This is a genomic window from Georgenia sp. G2120 (genome assembly GCF_055326485.1).
This window is the reverse complement of record NZ_JBUZNL010000001.1, coordinates 433,403-448,876: the sequence shown is the minus strand read 5'-3', so window position 1 is coordinate 448,876 and position 15,474 is coordinate 433,403. Positions and strand designations below refer to the sequence as shown.

Sequence of the window (15,474 nt, the reverse complement as noted above, 5' to 3'; positions counted from 1 at the left end):
TCCCATCACGGTGGCCAGCATCACCACCCAAGCGGGCAAACCAGCTGGCCACCAGTGGGCAGTTCTGATGGCCACCAGCGGGACGAAACACTGACCGCCTATGGGCAGAACTCAACGGCCCTTGACACCGAGCCGTGATCTTGCGGGGTGCTCGATTGGAATCGCCGTCGAGATCAATGGATCGTCGGCGGTTCAACCCAAGGGCGGCCAGGTGCCGGGTCACTGTGCGCCGACTGATGGTGATGCCTTCGGATTCGAGTTCGAACGCGATCCGCGAAGCGGACCACTTGTGGCTGCGACGCAGAGTTTCGATCCGCGCTACAACCTCGGCGGGGGTGGCTGTCGGCTGCCGACGTGGCGTCGAGGGACGGTCGAGCAGGCCGAGTTCGCCGTGGCGGCGGTAGCGATTGACCCACTTCGAGGCGCAGGCGCGAGATATCCCCATGTCGGCGGCAACGTGGGCGATCGGTCGTGTTCGGCAGCGCTCGATGAGTCGTCTTCGACCTTCGAACGATAGCGGAGCATTCCGGTGGGTCATTTGGACTGGCCCCGGAGCTCTCCACCGATGACCCACAGGTGGCCAAACGGGTCCTTGACCCGGCCTTGTCGCTTGCCGTAGGGACGGTCGTCGACTGGAAGCACCACTTCCGCCCCGTGCTCCACCATGTGGTCCGCTGTCGCGTCGGGGTCCGGCACGGTGAGCATGATCAGGACGGGCGAGCCGCCCATTGAGAGTGGATCGTTCCAACCCCACTCCTCCACACTCTGCGCCAGGGCGAAGGTGACGAAGTCGAGCGCGAGTTCAGCGTGGTTCACCACGCCTTGGTCATCTGCGACTCGGAGGTTGACCCGTGCGTTGAGTGCCTGGGTGTAGAACGTGATCGCTGCGTCGGCATCGGAGACCAGCAGTTTGGGGATTAGTTGGAGGTTCATGCCTCCAACGGTCATGGAGCGGGGCGTTGCCAGCCTTGTAGATTTCGGCCCTCCTCATCCAGCCACCCCGTCGGGGTCGTGCCCATGAGCCTGCGGAAATCATGTACCAGATGGCTCTGGTCGTGGTAGCCCGACTCTGCTGCTACTTCGGCCCAGGAGCCCGCCCCCGCGCTGGCGCGGCTCACCGCGCGCCCCAGACGGGCCACGCGGGAGGCAAATTTTGGAGTGGTTCCTAGTGTGTCCAGCATTACGGACCGCAAGCGCCGCGCACTCAGGTGCACGTGGCACGCGAGATCCTCAACCGAGACCGCACCTCCGGTCGCGCGGATGAGATCCAGCGCCTGGAGCGCGTCCTCGGCTCCGGTGGGGTGATCATCCCGGTTCAGTCGCTCAAGGAGTCGGGCTCGCAAGACACCTTCGCGGTAACCGACGGGATGATCTGTCAGTTCCTCGGCCAGTGAGGTCACCCATGGCAGAACCGCATCAGTGCTGACACCGCCTGCGTCCACCTCGCTGAGCGGTACCCCTGTCAGACGCCGCAGTGCCGATGGAGACAGCTCGACGTAGGCCGTTGGCTGCCCTGAGCGCAGCGTGGTAGTCGGACTCGCGAGGCCCGGCCGCATCAGCCCCGCGACGAACCCCGGGGCCTGCGCTACGTTCGCGCCGTACCGAACTTCAATCGGGCCGTCCAGGCTCACTACCAACCGAGCTGACAGTGCTGGCACGGTTCGATGCAGGCGAGGCTGGCCATTGTGCTCGCTGATGGTCACCACGCCGATGCCCGAGGCCCGACATGCCTGACGCAACTCCACCGCCGCATTATCACATCCGCTGAATCCTCACCCTCAAAGCCAGCGGCGCTCCGCGCGCGTCAACAGGGTCATGGCCAGCAACAGCTAGGTGCGACGTCATGCGTGAGTCGATGCTGTAGCCCACGATCCGCCCGGAGTAGGCGTCCTTGATCGCGCACAGGTAGAGCTTGCCTTCGTCGGTCCAGTGCTCGGTGATGTCGGTCAGCCACACCTGATTCGGTGCCGTCGTGCTGGTGAAGTCATGCGTGACGCGGCCCACCTCGTCCTCGATCGCGAGCCGGTCATCGTGCACCGGCGGTCCGGGCCGAGGACGAGCCGAACGCTTCTTCCCGAAGATCGACCACCAGGCGTTCGCTGAACAGATCCGCCACGCCGTACGGGCCGACATGCCTACCCCGGCGTCGGTGGCCTCCTCGTGGAGGTAGCGGTACCCGAAGGCGGGGTCATCACGGTGGGCGTCGAACAACGCGTTGGCGCGATGTGCCCACTCGAGCTCGGAGGCGGTGACCGGGGACGTGAGCCAGCGGTAGTACTGCGCACGACACAACTTCAGTACCCGGCACGTCACCGACACAGGCACCCGGATACGGGCGTCCTTGCCGGCCAGCTCGCGGACGAGCGGGAACATCATTTTGGGGGCAGGTTCGCCTGCGACAGGTACGCCGCCGCTCGACGCAGCACCTCGTTCTCTTGCTCCAACAGCCGGTTGCGGCGCTTAAGCGCACGCAGCTCGCTGTCCTGGGCCGCGCTGACACCTGCCGGGCCGGACTCGGCGGCGTCGGCTTTGCGCAACCACTTGTTCAACGTCATCTCATGGATCCCGAAGTCCTTCGCGACCTGCGCCAACGTCACGCCCGCTTCACGCGAACGAGCAACGCGAACGACGTCCTCACGAAACTCCTTGGGGTACGGCTTAGGCATAACAACATCCTTCCAGCCCGCCCTGGCCGGGCAAGCCAACTCAGATGTCACCTATCCGTGCAGCAGTCCCCCCCTGCGCCACGAGCCCTTGAGGAACCGCTCAGACCTGGGCTGCGTAGTCCTTGCCCCAGGCGTTCATGCTCGTGACGACCGCCCCGAGGGTCCGCTCCAGGTCCGTGAGCGCGTATTCGACACGCGGCGGAACTTCCGGATAGACGGTCCGCTGGACGATGCCGTCCTCCTCGAGCTCGCGCAGCTGCCGGGTCAGTGTGCGAGGCGGGCAGGCGGGCAGTCGGCGCCCGAGCTCAGCTGAACGCAGCGTGCCCTCCTGCAGGTGCTTCACGATCGTGAGCTTCCACGACCCTCCCAGGACCGCGATGGCCACCTCCACCGGGCACACCTCCATCGCTTGCCGAACAGGCCCGCGCATGCACTCCTCCTTACGGCCATGAATGACGGTATGTGCCGTCAATGTTGGTTCTTCCCCTTGATGAAGGCAAGTGCTTGCCTGGACTCATGTCCTGCCGATCGACAATCCTCTGGGTGCTCGCCCATCCCGACCCTGCCTCCCTGAACGGAGCGCTGTTCCGCCACAGTGTCGACCGGCTCGAGAAGACCGGCCATGAGGTGATCACGTCCGATCTCTACGCCATGGGATGGTCGCCCGTCCTGAGCCCCGAGGACATCACCCCTGCCCCGCACCCATTCCGCCCCTCACACGACATCCGTCAGGCCTACGCTGAGGGGCGGCTGGCTCCCGACGTGGCCGAGGAGCAGGACAAGCTCCGCGCGGCCGACGCCGTCGTCCTGCAGTTTCCGATGTGGTGGTACTCGGTGCCTGCCATCCTCAAGGGGTGGTTCGACCGGGTGCTGACAGCCGGATTCGCCTTCGGCACCGACCCCGAGACAGGCAGACGGCTGCGCTTCGAGCAGGGCCCGTTCCGTGGTACGAGGGCGCTGGTGATCACCACGCTCGGAGACCGTCCCGCGGCCATCGGCCCACGCGGAATCAGCGGAGAGATCCACGAGCTGCTGTTCGGCCTGCTCCACGGCACTCTCGCCTACACCGGCATGGACGTCCTTCGGCCGATCCCGATCCCCCGGGCCGACGTCCTGGACGAAGGCGAGCTTCCCGACGTGCTGGCGACACTGGAGCACCGCCTCTCGAGACTCTTCACCGACGACCCCCTGCCGTACCGCCGGCAGTTCAGCGGCGACTACAGCGACCAGTGGGATCTCAAACCGCACATCAGGCCGGGCGAGAGCGGCCTGTCGATCCATCTGGAGGCCTGAAGCCATGACGATTCACGACACCGCAATCCGCCCGTTCTCCTTCCACGCTGACGCCGCACAGCTGGACGCCCTGCGCTCCCGGCTGCAGACGACCAGATTCCCTGAGGCTGAGACCGTGGCGGGCGCCGACTCGCCGACCGGCCAGTGGTCCCAGGGAGCACCGTTGCGGGTGGTCCAGGATCTCGCCCGCTACTGGGCCTCGGCCTACGACTGGCGCGCATTCGAAAGGAAACTGTGCGCACACGATCAGTACACGACGACGATCGACGGCCTGAGCATCCACTTCCTGCACCGACGCTCGTCGCGTGCCGATGCCGTCCCGCTCGTCCTGACACATGGCTGGCCCGGGAGCATTGTGGAGTTCATCGACCTGCTCGACGAGCTGGCGGACCCCTCCGACACCTCAGCTCCCGCCTTCCACGTCGTCGCACCCTCGCTCCCTGGCTTCGGGTTCAGCGGCAAGCCGGAGACGACCGGCTGGGGCACAGAGAGGATCGCCGCAGCCTGGGTCCACCTCATGTCCCGGCTCGGCTACGAACGGTTCCTGGCCCATGGGGGCGACTGGGGTGGGGTTATCACGACCCTGCTGGGCGGACGCTTTCCCGACCACGCGATCGGAATCCACACGACGTTCGCCGAAGGACCGCCCGATCTCCCGGCGGACGGCCTGGACGACGACGCCGTGACATGGGCCGAGCAGACACGGCGATTTCAGGCGACGCGGCTGGCGTATGCCAAGGTGCAGGCCACCCAGCCCCAGACGATCGGATACGGGCTGGTCGACTCCCCCGTCGCCCTGCTCGCCTGGATCCTGGACAAGTTCGCCGAGTGGACCGACACCGCGGACAGCCCCTTCGAGGTCATCCCCATGGATGTATTCCTGGACAATGTGACTCTCTATTGGCTCACGGCATCTGGGGCTTCGGCTGCGCGCATCTACTACGAGAGCCACAATGCACTCGACCCGGCTCTCCAGGTGCACGTGCCCACCGCGGTGACGACCTACCCCGGTGACATCTCCAAGACCCCCCGAGCCTGGGCCGAGGAGCGCTTCCACCGGATCGTGCACTGGGTCGCCCCCGACGCCGGGGGGCACTTCCCTTCCCTGGAGAGACCCACGTTCTTCCTGAACGACCTTCGTGCAGGACTGTCGGCCGTCATGGACGCATGACACGCGTTGCGGCGTCAGCGTCCCTCCGGCCCCATGCAGCCCGAGGACTCCAGCCACCCCTCTCGTGGCTGGCCGACGTCTCCGGTCAGTACATCCAGTGCTCTATTCAGGCCAGGTAGGACGACAGCGAGTCGAGGGTCGAGACCCAGCCGTCGTAGAAGAAGCCGTCGCCCGGGTGGCCGTCCACGCCGCGCAGCTCGAGGGTCAGAAGGGTCCCCTCTCCCTCCGGGGCGAAGGTGAGGGTCAGCAGTGGGGTCTAGTCCGGGTCGGCGTCAGGCTCTCCCCACGTGAAGGACAGGCGCGAGTGCGGCTCGATCTCGCGGTAGACCCCTCCGGTCTCCACTCGGGTGCCGTCCTGGCTGTTCACCATGGCGTAGCGATAACGCCCCCCGACGCGGGCGTCGACCTCGACGCTGTCTTCCGGGGTGGTGGCGCCTTCCGGGTGCCACCACCGGGCGATCTCTGTCGGGTCGGTCCAGGCATTCCATGCCTCTTCGGGGGTGGCATCGAGGTGGCGAGTGAGCGTGAATCCTGTCGTCTTCTCAGTCATGGCGTCCCTCATAGGGAGCTTCTCGGGTGAGGTGGGCTTCGAGTCGGTCGAGACGGTCCTCCCACTCGCTGCGCTGCTGCTCCAGCCACGTCGCGGTGGCGCGGAGTCCGTCAGGGGAGATCTGGCATTCGATCCATCGGCCGCGGCGGACCCGGGTCACCAGGGATGCCTTTTCCAGCACGGAGAGGTGTTGGGAGACGGCAGCCCTGGTCATGGGGTAGTGGGCGGCGAGGTCTGAGACCGTGACGGGCCCGTGGGTCAGGCGGCTGACGATGTCGCGTCGGGTGTGGTCTGCCAGTGCGGCGAACTGGCTGCTGAGCTGGTCGGTCGTGGGACACCTCCATGCGTAAGTAACTGCTTACATGTTAGGAGATGAGCGGGCCGGGTCAAGAGGGGTTCAGGCTGGAGCAGTGCATCGAGCCGAGGTCGCGAGCCTGTTCCGCGGATGCCTCGGCCGTCTTTCTGACCGCCTTCGGGAGACGCTGAAACGTCACGTTCGCGCCCGTGCACCAGAGCGGGCAGGTGGCTGAGTCACCTCGTCGACGGAGCAGACCCGCCCCCCAAGCCCCCCTAGCTGTACTGACCGGACACGTTGATCGAAGGACAGTCGCTAGGTGCGGACGTTCCGTGCTCGATATGTGGCCGACTTGCCCCGGTTCTGGCACTGGAGGCTGTAGAAGCGCCGCTGGGCGTTGCGGCCGCGGGGTTCTTCACTGTGTGAGGGGGCGCATGAAGGTCCGGTCGTAGCGGATCACGCAACCGGAACGGTCGCGAATGAGATCCGCCTCGATGAACTCCGGATCGACGCCGAAGCGTTCGCGGTATGTCTCGTAGGCAGCCAAGCTCTCAAAGCTGAAGAGTGCCTCGGCCTGGTCGCTGGCGCCTTCGGCGGGCAGGAAGTAGCCGTGATGAGTGCCGCCGTGCTTGTTGACGAGACGAATCCACTCTCGAGCGAACTCCTCGAAGGCGTCCAGCTTGGTGGGGTCGATGGTGTAGTGGACGACGCAGGTGATCATCTTTCATCCTAATCATTGATGCCGAGCCTGCACTTCGGCCGTCTCGCGAGCCGAGCCCCCCAAACACGGCAAGCCCGATCAATCAACCTGTCCGATCAGTACATCTAGTTGCATGAAGCCTTGACCTTGTTGACGGCGGCCGGCGTGGCTGACGCTGGTGGTTGTCCGCGGTGCAACCGTGAGGTCGCTGGTAGTTGTAGTGCAGATTCCAGGCAAGAGGCCGTCAGCATGCTCTTGATCGAAGCGCCAGGTGCGCGCGTCGAGGAACTCTTCAGTCCGGATGTGGTTGTAGCGCTCCACTTTCCCGTTGTGCGCGTTGTGCAGGGAGTCTTCTTTCGGGCGACAGCGCTGCGTTCGCGTGCAATGACACGGCCTAAATCATGTCTGGGCCCTGCGGGAATCGCGTAAGCCAATCGCGAAGAGCCGATGATACCGCGGACGGGTCTTCATAGGGGGACAGATGCCCCACGTCGTCAAGCACGACAACGTCAGGGTCGCCGGGAATCCGGGACTGAAGTCTGTATGCCTGCCTAAGGGGGATCCAAGGATCGTCTCGACCCCAGCCTATGCGCGTCGGGCAACGTGTGGAGCCTAGCCTCTCGACCACAGGGCGGGTGTCGCCGACGTTGAGCGCGGCGATCTGCTGGTAGAAAGCCGCCTGCCCGACGGGACCCAACCAAGGAGATGCGAGCGCATAGATGTCCCGGTCGGACAGATTCCACAAGGCGGCACCGGCGATGTATTCCTTCACCAAGGCGCAGTGGAGATTCGCCGGGAGTTGTGCGAACACATGTGCGTTCGCTGCCACCAGTTGAAAGAAGGGCGATCCCCATGGCTCGAGTGTGACGATATCCCAAAGGAACAAGTCGGTGTAATCAAGACCGTGCAGCAGGTGAGCTCTCAGTGCGACCGCGCCGCCGATATCGTGCGCGACCACATGAGGCCGCTGAACGTCCCATGCCTGCATGAGGGAGACCAGCCTCTCCGCTTGCGTGGGCAGGTCGGTCGCCACAGTCGGTCCTTTCTCCGAGTCGCCATAACCCGGCATGTCCCAGAGGAGCACCCGATAGTCACGGCTTAGCTCCCGCGCGACGCGTCCCCAGACCTGTGAGGACCATGGCGTGCCATGGCACAGGACAACGTCGCCCGCCGCTGGGCGTGTGGGTTCCAGAATCCGGGTGGCGATGGACGTCCCGTCAACGACTACGGGGATCGGCTCGGGCAGGAGCGGCTCGTGTGTCATCATGGAGTAAGGCTAAAACCTCAGGTTAACCTGAGGTCAAGACGGAAGGGCGCGCGACGTTGAAGATCGGTGAGGTTGCCAGATGGGTCGGCGTCGATATTCATGTCCTGCGGCATTGGCACGACATGGGGGTTGTCGTTCCAGACCGTGCCGCATCGGGCCATCGGGTATACACCGAGGAGCACATCCGACGTCTGCGCATCGTTCAGGCCTGCCAGGGCATAGGCATGAGCCTTGCGGAGATACGCCTTGTGCTTCACAGAGACGACGAGGGGCGTACTGAGGTCATCGAGCAGAGGCTGCGATGGATCCGCTCACAGCGTGCTCAGCTGGAAGACGCGGAGAAATTCCTCGAACACGTCATCGGCTGCACGCATGATTTCCTCACCCGATGCCCGGACTGCACGAGATACGCTTCGGAGTACCCGCAGGCCACTCGCTAGATGTACTGACCGGGGACGTTGATCAATCGTGAGAAGGGCGTGGGCTGACCCCGTGATGTAGGTCCAGTCGTTGTGTGAGTCGTCTTGATGCTCGCTGCTGCGGGCAGGAAGACTGGTCTCATCATGACGAACACGAGGAAGCGGCACACGCCTGAGCAGGTCGTGCGCAAGCTCGGACAGGCCGACCGGATGCTGGCCGATGGCGCGGACGTCGCGGCGGTGTGCCGCGAGCTGGGCGTGTCGGAACAGACGTACTACCGGTGGCGCAACCAGTACGGCGGGCTCAAGGCCGACGACGCCAAGCGCCTCAAGGAGCTCGAGAAGCAGAACGCCACCCTCAAGCGTCTGCTCGCTGAAGCAGAGTTGGAGAAGGCGGCGCTGAAGGAGCTGGCAGAGGGAAACTTCTAGGCCCGGGCAGGAGGCGCGCCGCCGTCGCTCACCTCATCGCGAAGATGCGGGTGAGCGAGCGGATGGCGTGCCGGCTGACCGGGCTATCCAGGTCCGCCTACCGGCGCACCCTCAAGGCCGATACCGTCGCCGACCCCGACGCCGCCTTGCGTGAATGGCTGCGCGGTTACGCGAAGAAGCACCCCCGCTGGGGCTACCGGCGCGCGTACCACGACGCCCGCGGCGAGGGCTGGCAGGTCAACCACAAGAAGATCCAGCGGCTATGGCGCGAGGAAGGCCTACGCGTGCCCCAGCGACGTCGCCGTAAGCGCATCGGCTCCTCGACCGCGGACGCCCCCAGGGCGTGCGCTCCGAACGTGGTGTGGGCCATCGACTTCCAGTTCGACGTCGACGAGGCCGGGCGTCCGGTCAAGATCGCGTCGATCGTGGACGAGCACACCCGGGTCTGCCTCGGCGGGCTCGTGGAACGCTCCATCACCGCCGACCGTCTCACCGACCATCTCGACGACCTCGTCAAGCTGCACGGCCCGCCCGCGGTCCTCAGAAGCGACAACGGGCCCGAGTTCATCAGCCAGGCGATCGCCGACTGGGCCGGCACCCGCACCGGCTTGTCGTACATCCCGCCCGGCTCGCCGTGGCTCAACGGCTACGTCGAGTCGTTCAACTCCCGCCTGCGCGACGAGTGCTTGAACATCAACAGCTTCTACTCACTGCTGCATGCCCAGGTCGTCATCGGCGACTGGAAGGTCGAGTACAACACCGTGCGACGCCACTCGGCGCTGGGCTACCTCACCCCGGCCAACTATGCTCGCCACTGCACCCACGAAATGGAACCCGACGACTCACACAGAGACCGGACCTAACAACGGGGGCGGCCCACTGCCAGTAGAGCTGATCGAGCATGTAGTCCACGTCGACCAAGAGCGTCGTCAGGGTGGCGGTGCCCTCGGGCTCGTAGGTGAAGACCGTACGCGGGGCAATCAGCACGGCGTGACCAAAAGCGATCGGGTGTTGACGCTCCCCGACGGTGAAAAACACCGAGCCATCGCGGACGACGAGGAACGCCACGCAGTCGAAGACGAGCAGGCCGACCTGCTTCCGAGACTGCCTCGTATCCACCGCGAACGGCTGGAAGAGCGCCGCCCCTTTCAGCACTGCCAGTGAAGCCTTGTGTTAGCCGCAGCGTTCCGCTGCCCGCTTCTCGGTGCGGATGAAGACTGGTCATACGACCACGGGTTCACCTCGAAATGAGAGTGCCAGAGGCTCCAACGGTAGTCGCCTGCGCCTTGCTCCATAACTCAGCTCCGTGCGGGGTCGCTCAGGGCGGTGTCGATGGCCTGGAGAGTGCGCACAGTGGTCAGGACATCTTCGGCAGGCAGGTCGAGCGAGCCGAGCAGATCGCGGTACATGCCCCGCACGATCCCCACCGACCGTGCCGCTTCCTCGGTCAGATGCAGGCGTGCCGCGCGGCGGTCCGCCGGGTCGGGGCGGCGCTCGATCTGCCCTTTGGCGATGAGTCCGCGCAGCGCCGTGCTCGCGTTGCTCGATGTCAGCGACAGGCCCGAGGCCAGCCCCGAGGGGGCCACGCCGGGGTTGGCGTCGATGTGCAGCAGCACCAGGCACTCCAACGGTGACAACGGCGCGACCGCGGGGTCCTGCAACGGGTAGGCGCGCAGCTTCCGCTCCACATGCAGCACCGCGTCCGCGAGCCGCACCAACGGGTCCGCACCGGTTGGTGCCGGCCCGCTCACCGGCTTCTCGTCTTGTCGCATATGCTTATGCTAACATAGCGTTGTTTTCATAACTATAGTTTTAGAAGGAGCCGGGCGGGGATGACCGACACGGGAACAGGGCGACAGGCAGCGGGCACGCCCGTCCAGGCGACGGGCAAGGCGATCGGTGCGGGGCTGTTGTCGACGCTGGCGCTGCTGATGGGGCTCGCCTCGTTCGGGATCGACCTGTACCTGCCGGCGTTCCCGGTGATGACGACGGAGCTGTCGACCACGGCGACCGGGGTGCAGCTATCGCTGACGGCGTTCCTGATCGGCGCTGGGGCCGGGCAGCTGGTGTTCGGGCCGTGGTCGGATCGCGCCGGCCGGGTGGTGCCGCTGGTGTTCGGGGCGGTGCTGTTCGTCGCCGCGAGCGTGACCGCCACGCTCGCAGGCAGTATCGAGCTGCTCGTGGCCGCCCGGCTGGTCCAGGGCCTGGGCGGGGCGGCGGGGATGGTGATCGGCCGGGCGATCATCCTTGACCGTGCTCGCGGCACGGAGGCGGCACGGGCGTTGAGCATCATGATGCTCATCGGCGGGATCGCCCCGATCATCGCCCCGGTCGCCGGCGGTGCCCTGGTCGGCCCGGTCGGATGGCGGGGCCTGCTCGGGATCGTCACCGGCCTGGGCGTGATCGCCCTGGCATGCGTGCTCGTGTTCGTGCGGGAATCGCTGCCCCGCGAGATCCGCAGAGCCCGTGCGGGCACGGCGCGGCGCGGTGGCTGGCGGGGCCTGATCTCGCGGGCCTATCTGGGGAACACGGCCGCGTATGCGTTCGGGATGGCGATCATGATGGCCTACATCTCCGCCTCACCGTTCGTCTACCAGGACATGATCGGCCTGAGCGCGGCCGCCTATGGGATCGCGTTCGCGATCAACGCCGTCGGCCTGATGATCGCCACCACTGTCGCGGCCCGTCTTGCCGGTCGCGTCTCGCTGCGCGGGTTGACCCTCACCGGCCTGACGATCAGCCTGGCCGCGGTCGTCGCGATCGTGATCCTCACCCTCACCGACGCACCCGCCGGGTGGCTGATGGTGCCCCTGTTCGTCGCGACCGCCCCGCTCGGGCTGGTGTTCGGCAACGCGACCGCCCTGGCCATGTCCGCCGTGCCCCCGGCCGCGACCGGCGCAGGGTCGGCGCTGCTCGGGGCGGTGCAGTTCGCCCTCGCCGGCCTCGTCGCCGCCCTGGTCGGCATCGCCGGCGAGCACACCGCCATCCCCCTCGGGGTGACCATGCTCGCCGCCGCGATCATCGCGCTCCTCGGCCTGCTCCTGGCCACACCCCGACCACGGCGGGAACCCGCCGCCTGACCCCCGGCGGCCCTCTATCCATCTCGTTCGATCCATAAGGAGAAGAAACCATGACTCGCATCCATGTCCTCGGCGGCACCGGGTACGCCGGCAGCCGCATCGTCCGCGAGGCCGCCAAGCGTGGCCACCAGGTCGTCTCGTACAGCCGCTCCATCCCCGACAAGCAGACCCCGGGCGTCGAGTACCGGGCCGGTGACGTGCAAGACCCCGCGTTCCTGGCCTCAGCATTCGAGCACACGGACGTCGTGATCTCGGCACTGTCCACCCACGGCGGGCTCGCCGGCAAAGGCCGCCTCCGCGCCCTGCTGTCCACGGCGGCAGGGCTCGCCGCGGAACGAGGCGTGCGCTTCGGGGTAATGGGCGGGGCCGGCTCGCTCCTGATCGCACCAGACGGGCCCCGCCTGGTCGACACCCCCGGCTTCCCCGAGGTCGCCAAGCCCGAATCCCTCGAACTCGCCGGAGCCCTCGACGACCTCCGCGCGAACACCGACGACCGCCTCGACTGGTTCCTCATCAGCCCCGCCGAGAACTTCGGCAAGCACGCCCCCGGCACCGCCCGCGGCCACTACCGCATCGGTGGTGACATCCTCCTGCGCGACGAGAACGGCGTCTCGGAGATCTCCGGCGACGACATCGCCCTCGCCATCACCGACGAGATCGAGAAGCCCGCCCACCACCGCACACGCTTCTCCGTCGCCTACTGACCACCGAAGAGCGGACGCTCTCCACCGACCCCAGGCCGAAGGCCGCGTCGGTGAACGAGGCGAACCGAGAACCTAGTTCACCGTACCTGATGCGCCGATAGAAATAAGGCGGTACTGCCTCGAAACAGGAACACTGTCTTCCCTGCGGTCTCCAATCCTCCTCCTGCTCGCCGCGCCGAGCACGTGACTCAGGACTGATATGTGCCCTCCACTTAGCCCCAAGCATCTTCAGCCACTTACTACTCCGCCTGCCTCTTCTCTTCTGAATGGACGTATCGCTACCTGGCGATAGGTCATCCGCCCCGCTCCTGGTCTTGTGCTTGCCGACCCGAGGAACTGCCGTGAGCAGCCTGCCTGCCTACCTACCGTGGTCTATAGGCTGCGTGTCGGCCCCTCGCGGTGCGGCCCGCTGCGGTGGGGGTCGTGCGCGAATGGGTCGGGAAGCCGCTGTGCCCGCTCTGCGGCTCGCTGCCGCGCTTGCTCCTGCTCGGCGCGCTTGGCTTCGATGCGTTCGGCGGCTTCGTTCACGGGCAGGCTACGGAGTTCGTCGGCTTCGGCCCGAGTCATGGCGGCCCGGTTTCTGGTGTCGCGAGCCTTACGGTGGAGACTAGGGGGATCGAACCCCTGACCCCCGCCTTGCAAAAGCGGTGCTCTACCAGCTGAGCTAAGTCCCCGTGTCCAATAAAATGGATCCTGTAGGCAAAGTCGCAGGCCGAATGCCATCGCTGCGGGTCAGCGAGCTGACCGCGGGCGTCCAGGGCGCACCTGCGGCGCACATTGCGCCAGCCTCCTCAGTATTGCTGGTGCCCCCGAGAGTCCAAGCCGAGGGCTCGAAGGGTCGACGGGGCGCTCATCGCCCAGCCTAGAGCACCCCCGCAGTCGGCCGACGAGTCCACGGGACCGCCGTCACCACTCACTCCCCGACGGCCTCGTCCATCGCGGTCATGAGGTCACCGAGACCGCCTGCGCGACGAGTGCTTGAACATCAACAGCTTCTACTCACTGCTGCATGCCCAGGTCGTCATCGGCGACTGGAAGGTCGAGTACAACACCGTGCGACGCCACTCGGCGCTGGGCTACCTCACCCCGGCCAACTATGCTCGCCACTGCACCCACGAAATGGAACCCGACGACTCACACAGAGACCGGACCTAACAACGGGGGCGGCCCACGGGGCATTCAGTGTCGTGGTCGAAAAATCGTCCTGGTACTCAGCTGGTGATCCAGTTGTCGTTGGAGTCGCGCATGTACCCATCCACTTCACCGGAGACTCCGATGGTTCCATCGGTCATCACCGACAGTTGCACCGTCGCAGTGGCGTCGCTCTTCCCGTCGGCGTCAACCGATGGGAGCTCGATCTCGATCGAGTTGTCCGGGTCGGTCGCGGATGCAGCGCAGTCGCCTACTACGGTGAGCGTCGAGTAGTCATCAGCGATGTATGTGCCTTCCTCAGGTGCGGACTCGTCGAAGTCGGAGAGAGCGTTGGGTTCTTTGCTGGACGTGAGCCCCAGCGCCTGGGTGATGATCCCCGCGTTCGTCGTCTCGCCTTCGCTGCCGCCGCTGAGGTAGCCATCCACCACCTCTTGCCCGGTAGCACCGTCAGTGTAGAAAGTGCCCTGAATCCCGGCGAACATCTGGATGCTGTCTCCGATTTGCTGGGCTGTCAGACCGCGCTCCTCGCCGTCGGCGATGAGCTCATCCACCTCGGCGACAATCTCGTCGATCGAAGATGCTTCGGAGCGTTCCAGAAGTGCCTCCTCTGCCTGCGACCGCTGACCGGCGTCTGATCCTGCCGACACGAGGCCATCGGGCTGGCCGTCCATGTACGTGATCGCCAAGTCAGCCGCACAGACCTGCGCGTTGCCGAGGTCGTGACCGGTCACAGCGACCTGGTCAATGACCATGCCGTCGGCGTCCGCCGCCATCGCCTCGCGGAGGTCGTCGGGAACGCGAACCGTCATTTCACTCGACGGCTCAATGCCGTTCGTCTGGAACTCGTAGACATTGGCAGCGGAGTCGCTGCCGGTCCCGTCAGTCGGGGCCTCTGACGGGTCGGACGAGCATCCAGCAAGGGCGACGCCGAGGATCGCCACAGCGAGCGTTACCGCTGGTCGGTGCAGTGTTCTCTTCATCATTCGCATGCGCGGGTACGCGCGTTCCTCTCTGTTGTCTTGGTCTCAGCACTGATCCTAGTGGAAGCGATGAGTACCTGGTACTCTTCGCTTCCTTTTTTGAGGCTTGAAGAGTGAAGGAAACCCTCAAACACCGCCTGGGCCGGAACCTCCGCGCCCTGCGCGTGTCGAGAGGGCTTACTCAAGAGAAGCTGGCTGAAGATCTCGATGTGACTCCTCGCTATCTCGCGGGCATCGAACGGGGCGAGCGCAACCTCACGCTCGACTCGATCGACGCTCTTGCCGAGGCCCTTCGTGTGGACAACGTCGCGTTGCTCACGGTCGGCGTCGACGCCCCGGCCACGACTCAGCGCTTATAGCGACGGCGGGCAGCAGCGGGACTGATACTGAGGGCATCAGCGACAGTTGCCCAGGAGATGCCCTCGTATGTGGCGACCTGGTGAGCGTGCATGGCGATCTCGTACTCCACCGCATCGCGTAGCGCGGCGAGGTCCCGTAGCTCTGCTTCGGCGCGAGTCATCTCGGGGTTGCCCACCCACCACCGGAACGCGTGGATGTGGTCACGGGCATTGCTCTCTGCGGACATCTTCATTCCTCCTCTTGAGTGCTGACCGGCTTGACGGCGACCTCCGCTACAGAGACAGGGCCGTGGGTGGGGCAGGTGTGGACGCGCCACATTCCTCGGTCGGGTATGACGACATAAGCGCGGTCTGTGAACTCGGGTGGCGAGCAGTCGAAGCACAGGCAGAGCGTCAGTTCGTTGTCCGA

General features: G+C 65.7%; 21 protein-coding genes, 1 tRNA gene and 4 pseudogenes. 10 read left to right on the top strand and 16 right to left on the bottom strand.

Annotation, left to right across the window (positions count from 1 at the left end):
* Positions 1–70 precede the first annotated feature (70 nt).
* The 3 genes and pseudogenes from ACZLMO_RS02245 to ACZLMO_RS02235 all read right to left on the bottom strand — a co-directional run.
* Positions 71–538 (bottom strand): annotated as a pseudogene (locus tag ACZLMO_RS02245) (helix-turn-helix domain-containing protein); the annotation flags it as partial.
* Positions 535–933: a VOC family protein gene (locus ACZLMO_RS02240; protein ID WP_094450497.1), complete on the bottom strand. Its 399-nt coding sequence runs from the start codon at positions 931–933 to the stop codon at positions 535–537. The pseudogene ACZLMO_RS02245 and the gene ACZLMO_RS02240, both read right to left, overlap by 4 nt.
* 11 nt (positions 934–944) lie before the next feature.
* Positions 945–1,181: a helix-turn-helix domain-containing protein gene (locus ACZLMO_RS02235; protein ID WP_411267718.1), complete on the bottom strand. Its 237-nt coding sequence runs from the start codon at positions 1,179–1,181 to the stop codon at positions 945–947.
* Positions 1,182–1,214: 33 nt separating this feature from the next.
* Here ACZLMO_RS02235 and ACZLMO_RS02230 point away from each other — a divergent pair, with 33 nt between their 5' ends.
* Positions 1,215–1,394 carry a hypothetical protein gene (locus ACZLMO_RS02230; protein ID WP_229116000.1) on the top strand — a complete coding sequence of 60 codons (180 nt, stop codon included), beginning with the start codon at positions 1,215–1,217 and terminating at the stop codon, positions 1,392–1,394.
* 361 nt (positions 1,395–1,755) lie between these two features.
* On the opposite strand, the gene ACZLMO_RS02225 is transcribed toward ACZLMO_RS02230, so the two are convergent.
* The 3 genes from ACZLMO_RS02225 to ACZLMO_RS02215 all read right to left on the bottom strand — a co-directional run bounded on the left by ACZLMO_RS02225 (position 1,756) and on the right by ACZLMO_RS02215 (position 3,057).
* On the bottom strand, positions 1,756–2,376 hold the full coding sequence (locus tag ACZLMO_RS02225; protein WP_463652734.1) for a DDE-type integrase/transposase/recombinase: 621 nt from the start codon (positions 2,374–2,376) through the stop codon (positions 1,756–1,758).
* Positions 2,373–2,666 (bottom strand): transposase, encoded by a 294-nt coding sequence (locus tag ACZLMO_RS02220; RefSeq protein ID WP_463652733.1) that lies wholly within the window; start codon positions 2,664–2,666, stop codon positions 2,373–2,375. Before ACZLMO_RS02220 ends, ACZLMO_RS02225 begins: the two co-directional genes overlap by 4 nt.
* Before the next feature lie 100 nt (positions 2,667–2,766).
* The gene (locus ACZLMO_RS02215) at positions 2,767–3,057 is read right to left on the bottom strand and encodes a winged helix-turn-helix transcriptional regulator (RefSeq protein WP_463652732.1); all 291 of its coding nucleotides are present in this window, start codon (positions 3,055–3,057) and stop codon (positions 2,767–2,769) included.
* 152 nt (positions 3,058–3,209) lie between these two features.
* On the opposite strand from ACZLMO_RS02215, the gene ACZLMO_RS02210 reads away from it, so the two are divergent.
* Complete coding sequence (locus ACZLMO_RS02210) at positions 3,210–3,959, top strand: NAD(P)H-dependent oxidoreductase (protein ID WP_463652731.1); 750 nt, start codon at positions 3,210–3,212, stop codon at positions 3,957–3,959.
* A gap of 4 nt (positions 3,960–3,963) precedes the next feature.
* Positions 3,964–5,130: an epoxide hydrolase family protein gene (locus tag ACZLMO_RS02205; protein WP_463652730.1), complete on the top strand. Its 1,167-nt coding sequence runs from the start codon at positions 3,964–3,966 to the stop codon at positions 5,128–5,130.
* A 106-nt stretch (positions 5,131–5,236) separates the two neighbouring features.
* Here ACZLMO_RS02205 and ACZLMO_RS02200 read toward each other — a convergent pair.
* The 5 genes and pseudogenes from ACZLMO_RS02200 to ACZLMO_RS02180 all read right to left on the bottom strand — a co-directional run bounded on the left by ACZLMO_RS02200 (position 5,237) and on the right by ACZLMO_RS02180 (position 7,942).
* Positions 5,237–5,680 (bottom strand): annotated as a pseudogene (locus ACZLMO_RS02200) (SRPBCC family protein).
* Positions 5,673–5,981 (bottom strand): annotated as a pseudogene (locus tag ACZLMO_RS02195) (ArsR/SmtB family transcription factor); the annotation flags it as partial. The pseudogenes ACZLMO_RS02195 and ACZLMO_RS02200, both read right to left, overlap by 8 nt.
* 409 nt (positions 5,982–6,390) lie before the next feature.
* Entirely contained in the window at positions 6,391–6,696 is a 306-nt protein-coding gene (locus tag ACZLMO_RS02190; protein ID WP_463652729.1) for an NIPSNAP family protein, read from the bottom strand.
* A gap of 78 nt (positions 6,697–6,774) precedes the next feature.
* Positions 6,775–6,996, bottom strand: a complete 222-nt coding sequence (locus ACZLMO_RS02185) for a hypothetical protein (RefSeq protein WP_463652728.1) — start codon at positions 6,994–6,996, stop codon at positions 6,775–6,777.
* A gap of 73 nt (positions 6,997–7,069) precedes the next feature.
* Entirely contained in the window at positions 7,070–7,942 is an 873-nt protein-coding gene (locus ACZLMO_RS02180; protein ID WP_463652727.1) for an alpha/beta fold hydrolase, read from the bottom strand.
* Between the two features lie 56 nt (positions 7,943–7,998).
* Between ACZLMO_RS02180 and ACZLMO_RS02175 the strand changes: the two genes are divergently transcribed.
* Complete coding sequence (locus ACZLMO_RS02175; protein ID WP_463652726.1) at positions 7,999–8,382, top strand: helix-turn-helix domain-containing protein; 384 nt, start codon at positions 7,999–8,001, stop codon at positions 8,380–8,382.
* A gap of 123 nt (positions 8,383–8,505) precedes the next feature.
* A protein-coding gene (locus tag ACZLMO_RS02170; RefSeq protein WP_463652725.1) for an IS3 family transposase occupies positions 8,506–9,653 on the top strand; the annotation gives its coding sequence in 2 pieces (ribosomal slippage) (positions 8,506–8,776 and positions 8,776–9,653; 1,149 coding nt in all).
* On the opposite strand, the gene ACZLMO_RS02165 is transcribed toward ACZLMO_RS02170, so the two are convergent.
* Positions 9,580–9,828, bottom strand: a complete 249-nt coding sequence (locus ACZLMO_RS02165) for a hypothetical protein (RefSeq protein WP_463652742.1) — start codon at positions 9,826–9,828, stop codon at positions 9,580–9,582. The two genes, ACZLMO_RS02170 and ACZLMO_RS02165, sit on opposite strands and share 74 nt — an antisense overlap.
* Here ACZLMO_RS02165 and ACZLMO_RS02160 point away from each other — a divergent pair.
* Positions 9,781–9,954, top strand: a complete 174-nt coding sequence (locus ACZLMO_RS02160; RefSeq protein ID WP_463652743.1) for a hypothetical protein — start codon at positions 9,781–9,783, stop codon at positions 9,952–9,954. The two genes, ACZLMO_RS02165 and ACZLMO_RS02160, sit on opposite strands and share 48 nt — an antisense overlap.
* Before the next feature lie 134 nt (positions 9,955–10,088).
* Here ACZLMO_RS02160 and ACZLMO_RS02155 read toward each other — a convergent pair whose 3' ends face one another.
* Positions 10,089–10,562: a MarR family winged helix-turn-helix transcriptional regulator gene (locus tag ACZLMO_RS02155; protein WP_184241636.1), complete on the bottom strand. Its 474-nt coding sequence runs from the start codon at positions 10,560–10,562 to the stop codon at positions 10,089–10,091.
* Positions 10,563–10,622: 60 nt separating this feature from the next.
* On the opposite strand from ACZLMO_RS02155, the gene ACZLMO_RS02150 reads away from it, so the two are divergent.
* A complete protein-coding gene (locus tag ACZLMO_RS02150; RefSeq protein ID WP_463652724.1) occupies positions 10,623–11,870 on the top strand; it encodes a multidrug effflux MFS transporter in 1,248 nt (415 codons plus the stop codon).
* Between the two features lie 50 nt (positions 11,871–11,920).
* The gene (locus tag ACZLMO_RS02145; RefSeq protein WP_184241647.1) at positions 11,921–12,574 is read left to right on the top strand and encodes an NAD(P)-dependent oxidoreductase; all 654 of its coding nucleotides are present in this window, start codon (positions 11,921–11,923) and stop codon (positions 12,572–12,574) included.
* 601 nt (positions 12,575–13,175) lie between these two features.
* On the opposite strand, the gene ACZLMO_RS02140 is transcribed toward ACZLMO_RS02145, so the two are convergent.
* Positions 13,176–13,248 (bottom strand) — tRNA-Ala (locus tag ACZLMO_RS02140).
* Positions 13,249–13,534: 286 nt separating this feature from the next.
* On the opposite strand from ACZLMO_RS02140, the pseudogene ACZLMO_RS02135 reads away from it, so the two are divergent.
* A pseudogene (locus ACZLMO_RS02135) lies at positions 13,535–13,729 on the top strand (integrase core domain-containing protein); the annotation flags it as partial.
* Between the two features lie 56 nt (positions 13,730–13,785).
* Here the strand turns inward: ACZLMO_RS02135 and ACZLMO_RS02130 are convergent.
* Positions 13,786–14,715: a hypothetical protein gene (locus tag ACZLMO_RS02130; RefSeq protein ID WP_463652723.1), complete on the bottom strand. Its 930-nt coding sequence runs from the start codon at positions 14,713–14,715 to the stop codon at positions 13,786–13,788.
* A gap of 104 nt (positions 14,716–14,819) precedes the next feature.
* Here ACZLMO_RS02130 and ACZLMO_RS02125 point away from each other — a divergent pair, with 104 nt between their 5' ends.
* Positions 14,820–15,065, top strand: coding sequence for a helix-turn-helix domain-containing protein (locus ACZLMO_RS02125; RefSeq protein ID WP_463652722.1), 246 nt, complete (start codon positions 14,820–14,822; stop codon positions 15,063–15,065).
* Here the strand turns inward: ACZLMO_RS02125 and ACZLMO_RS02120 are convergent.
* A complete protein-coding gene (locus ACZLMO_RS02120; RefSeq protein ID WP_463652721.1) occupies positions 15,053–15,298 on the bottom strand; it encodes a hypothetical protein in 246 nt (81 codons plus the stop codon). The genes ACZLMO_RS02125 and ACZLMO_RS02120 overlap by 13 nt on opposite strands.
* Positions 15,299–15,474 lie beyond the last annotated feature (176 nt).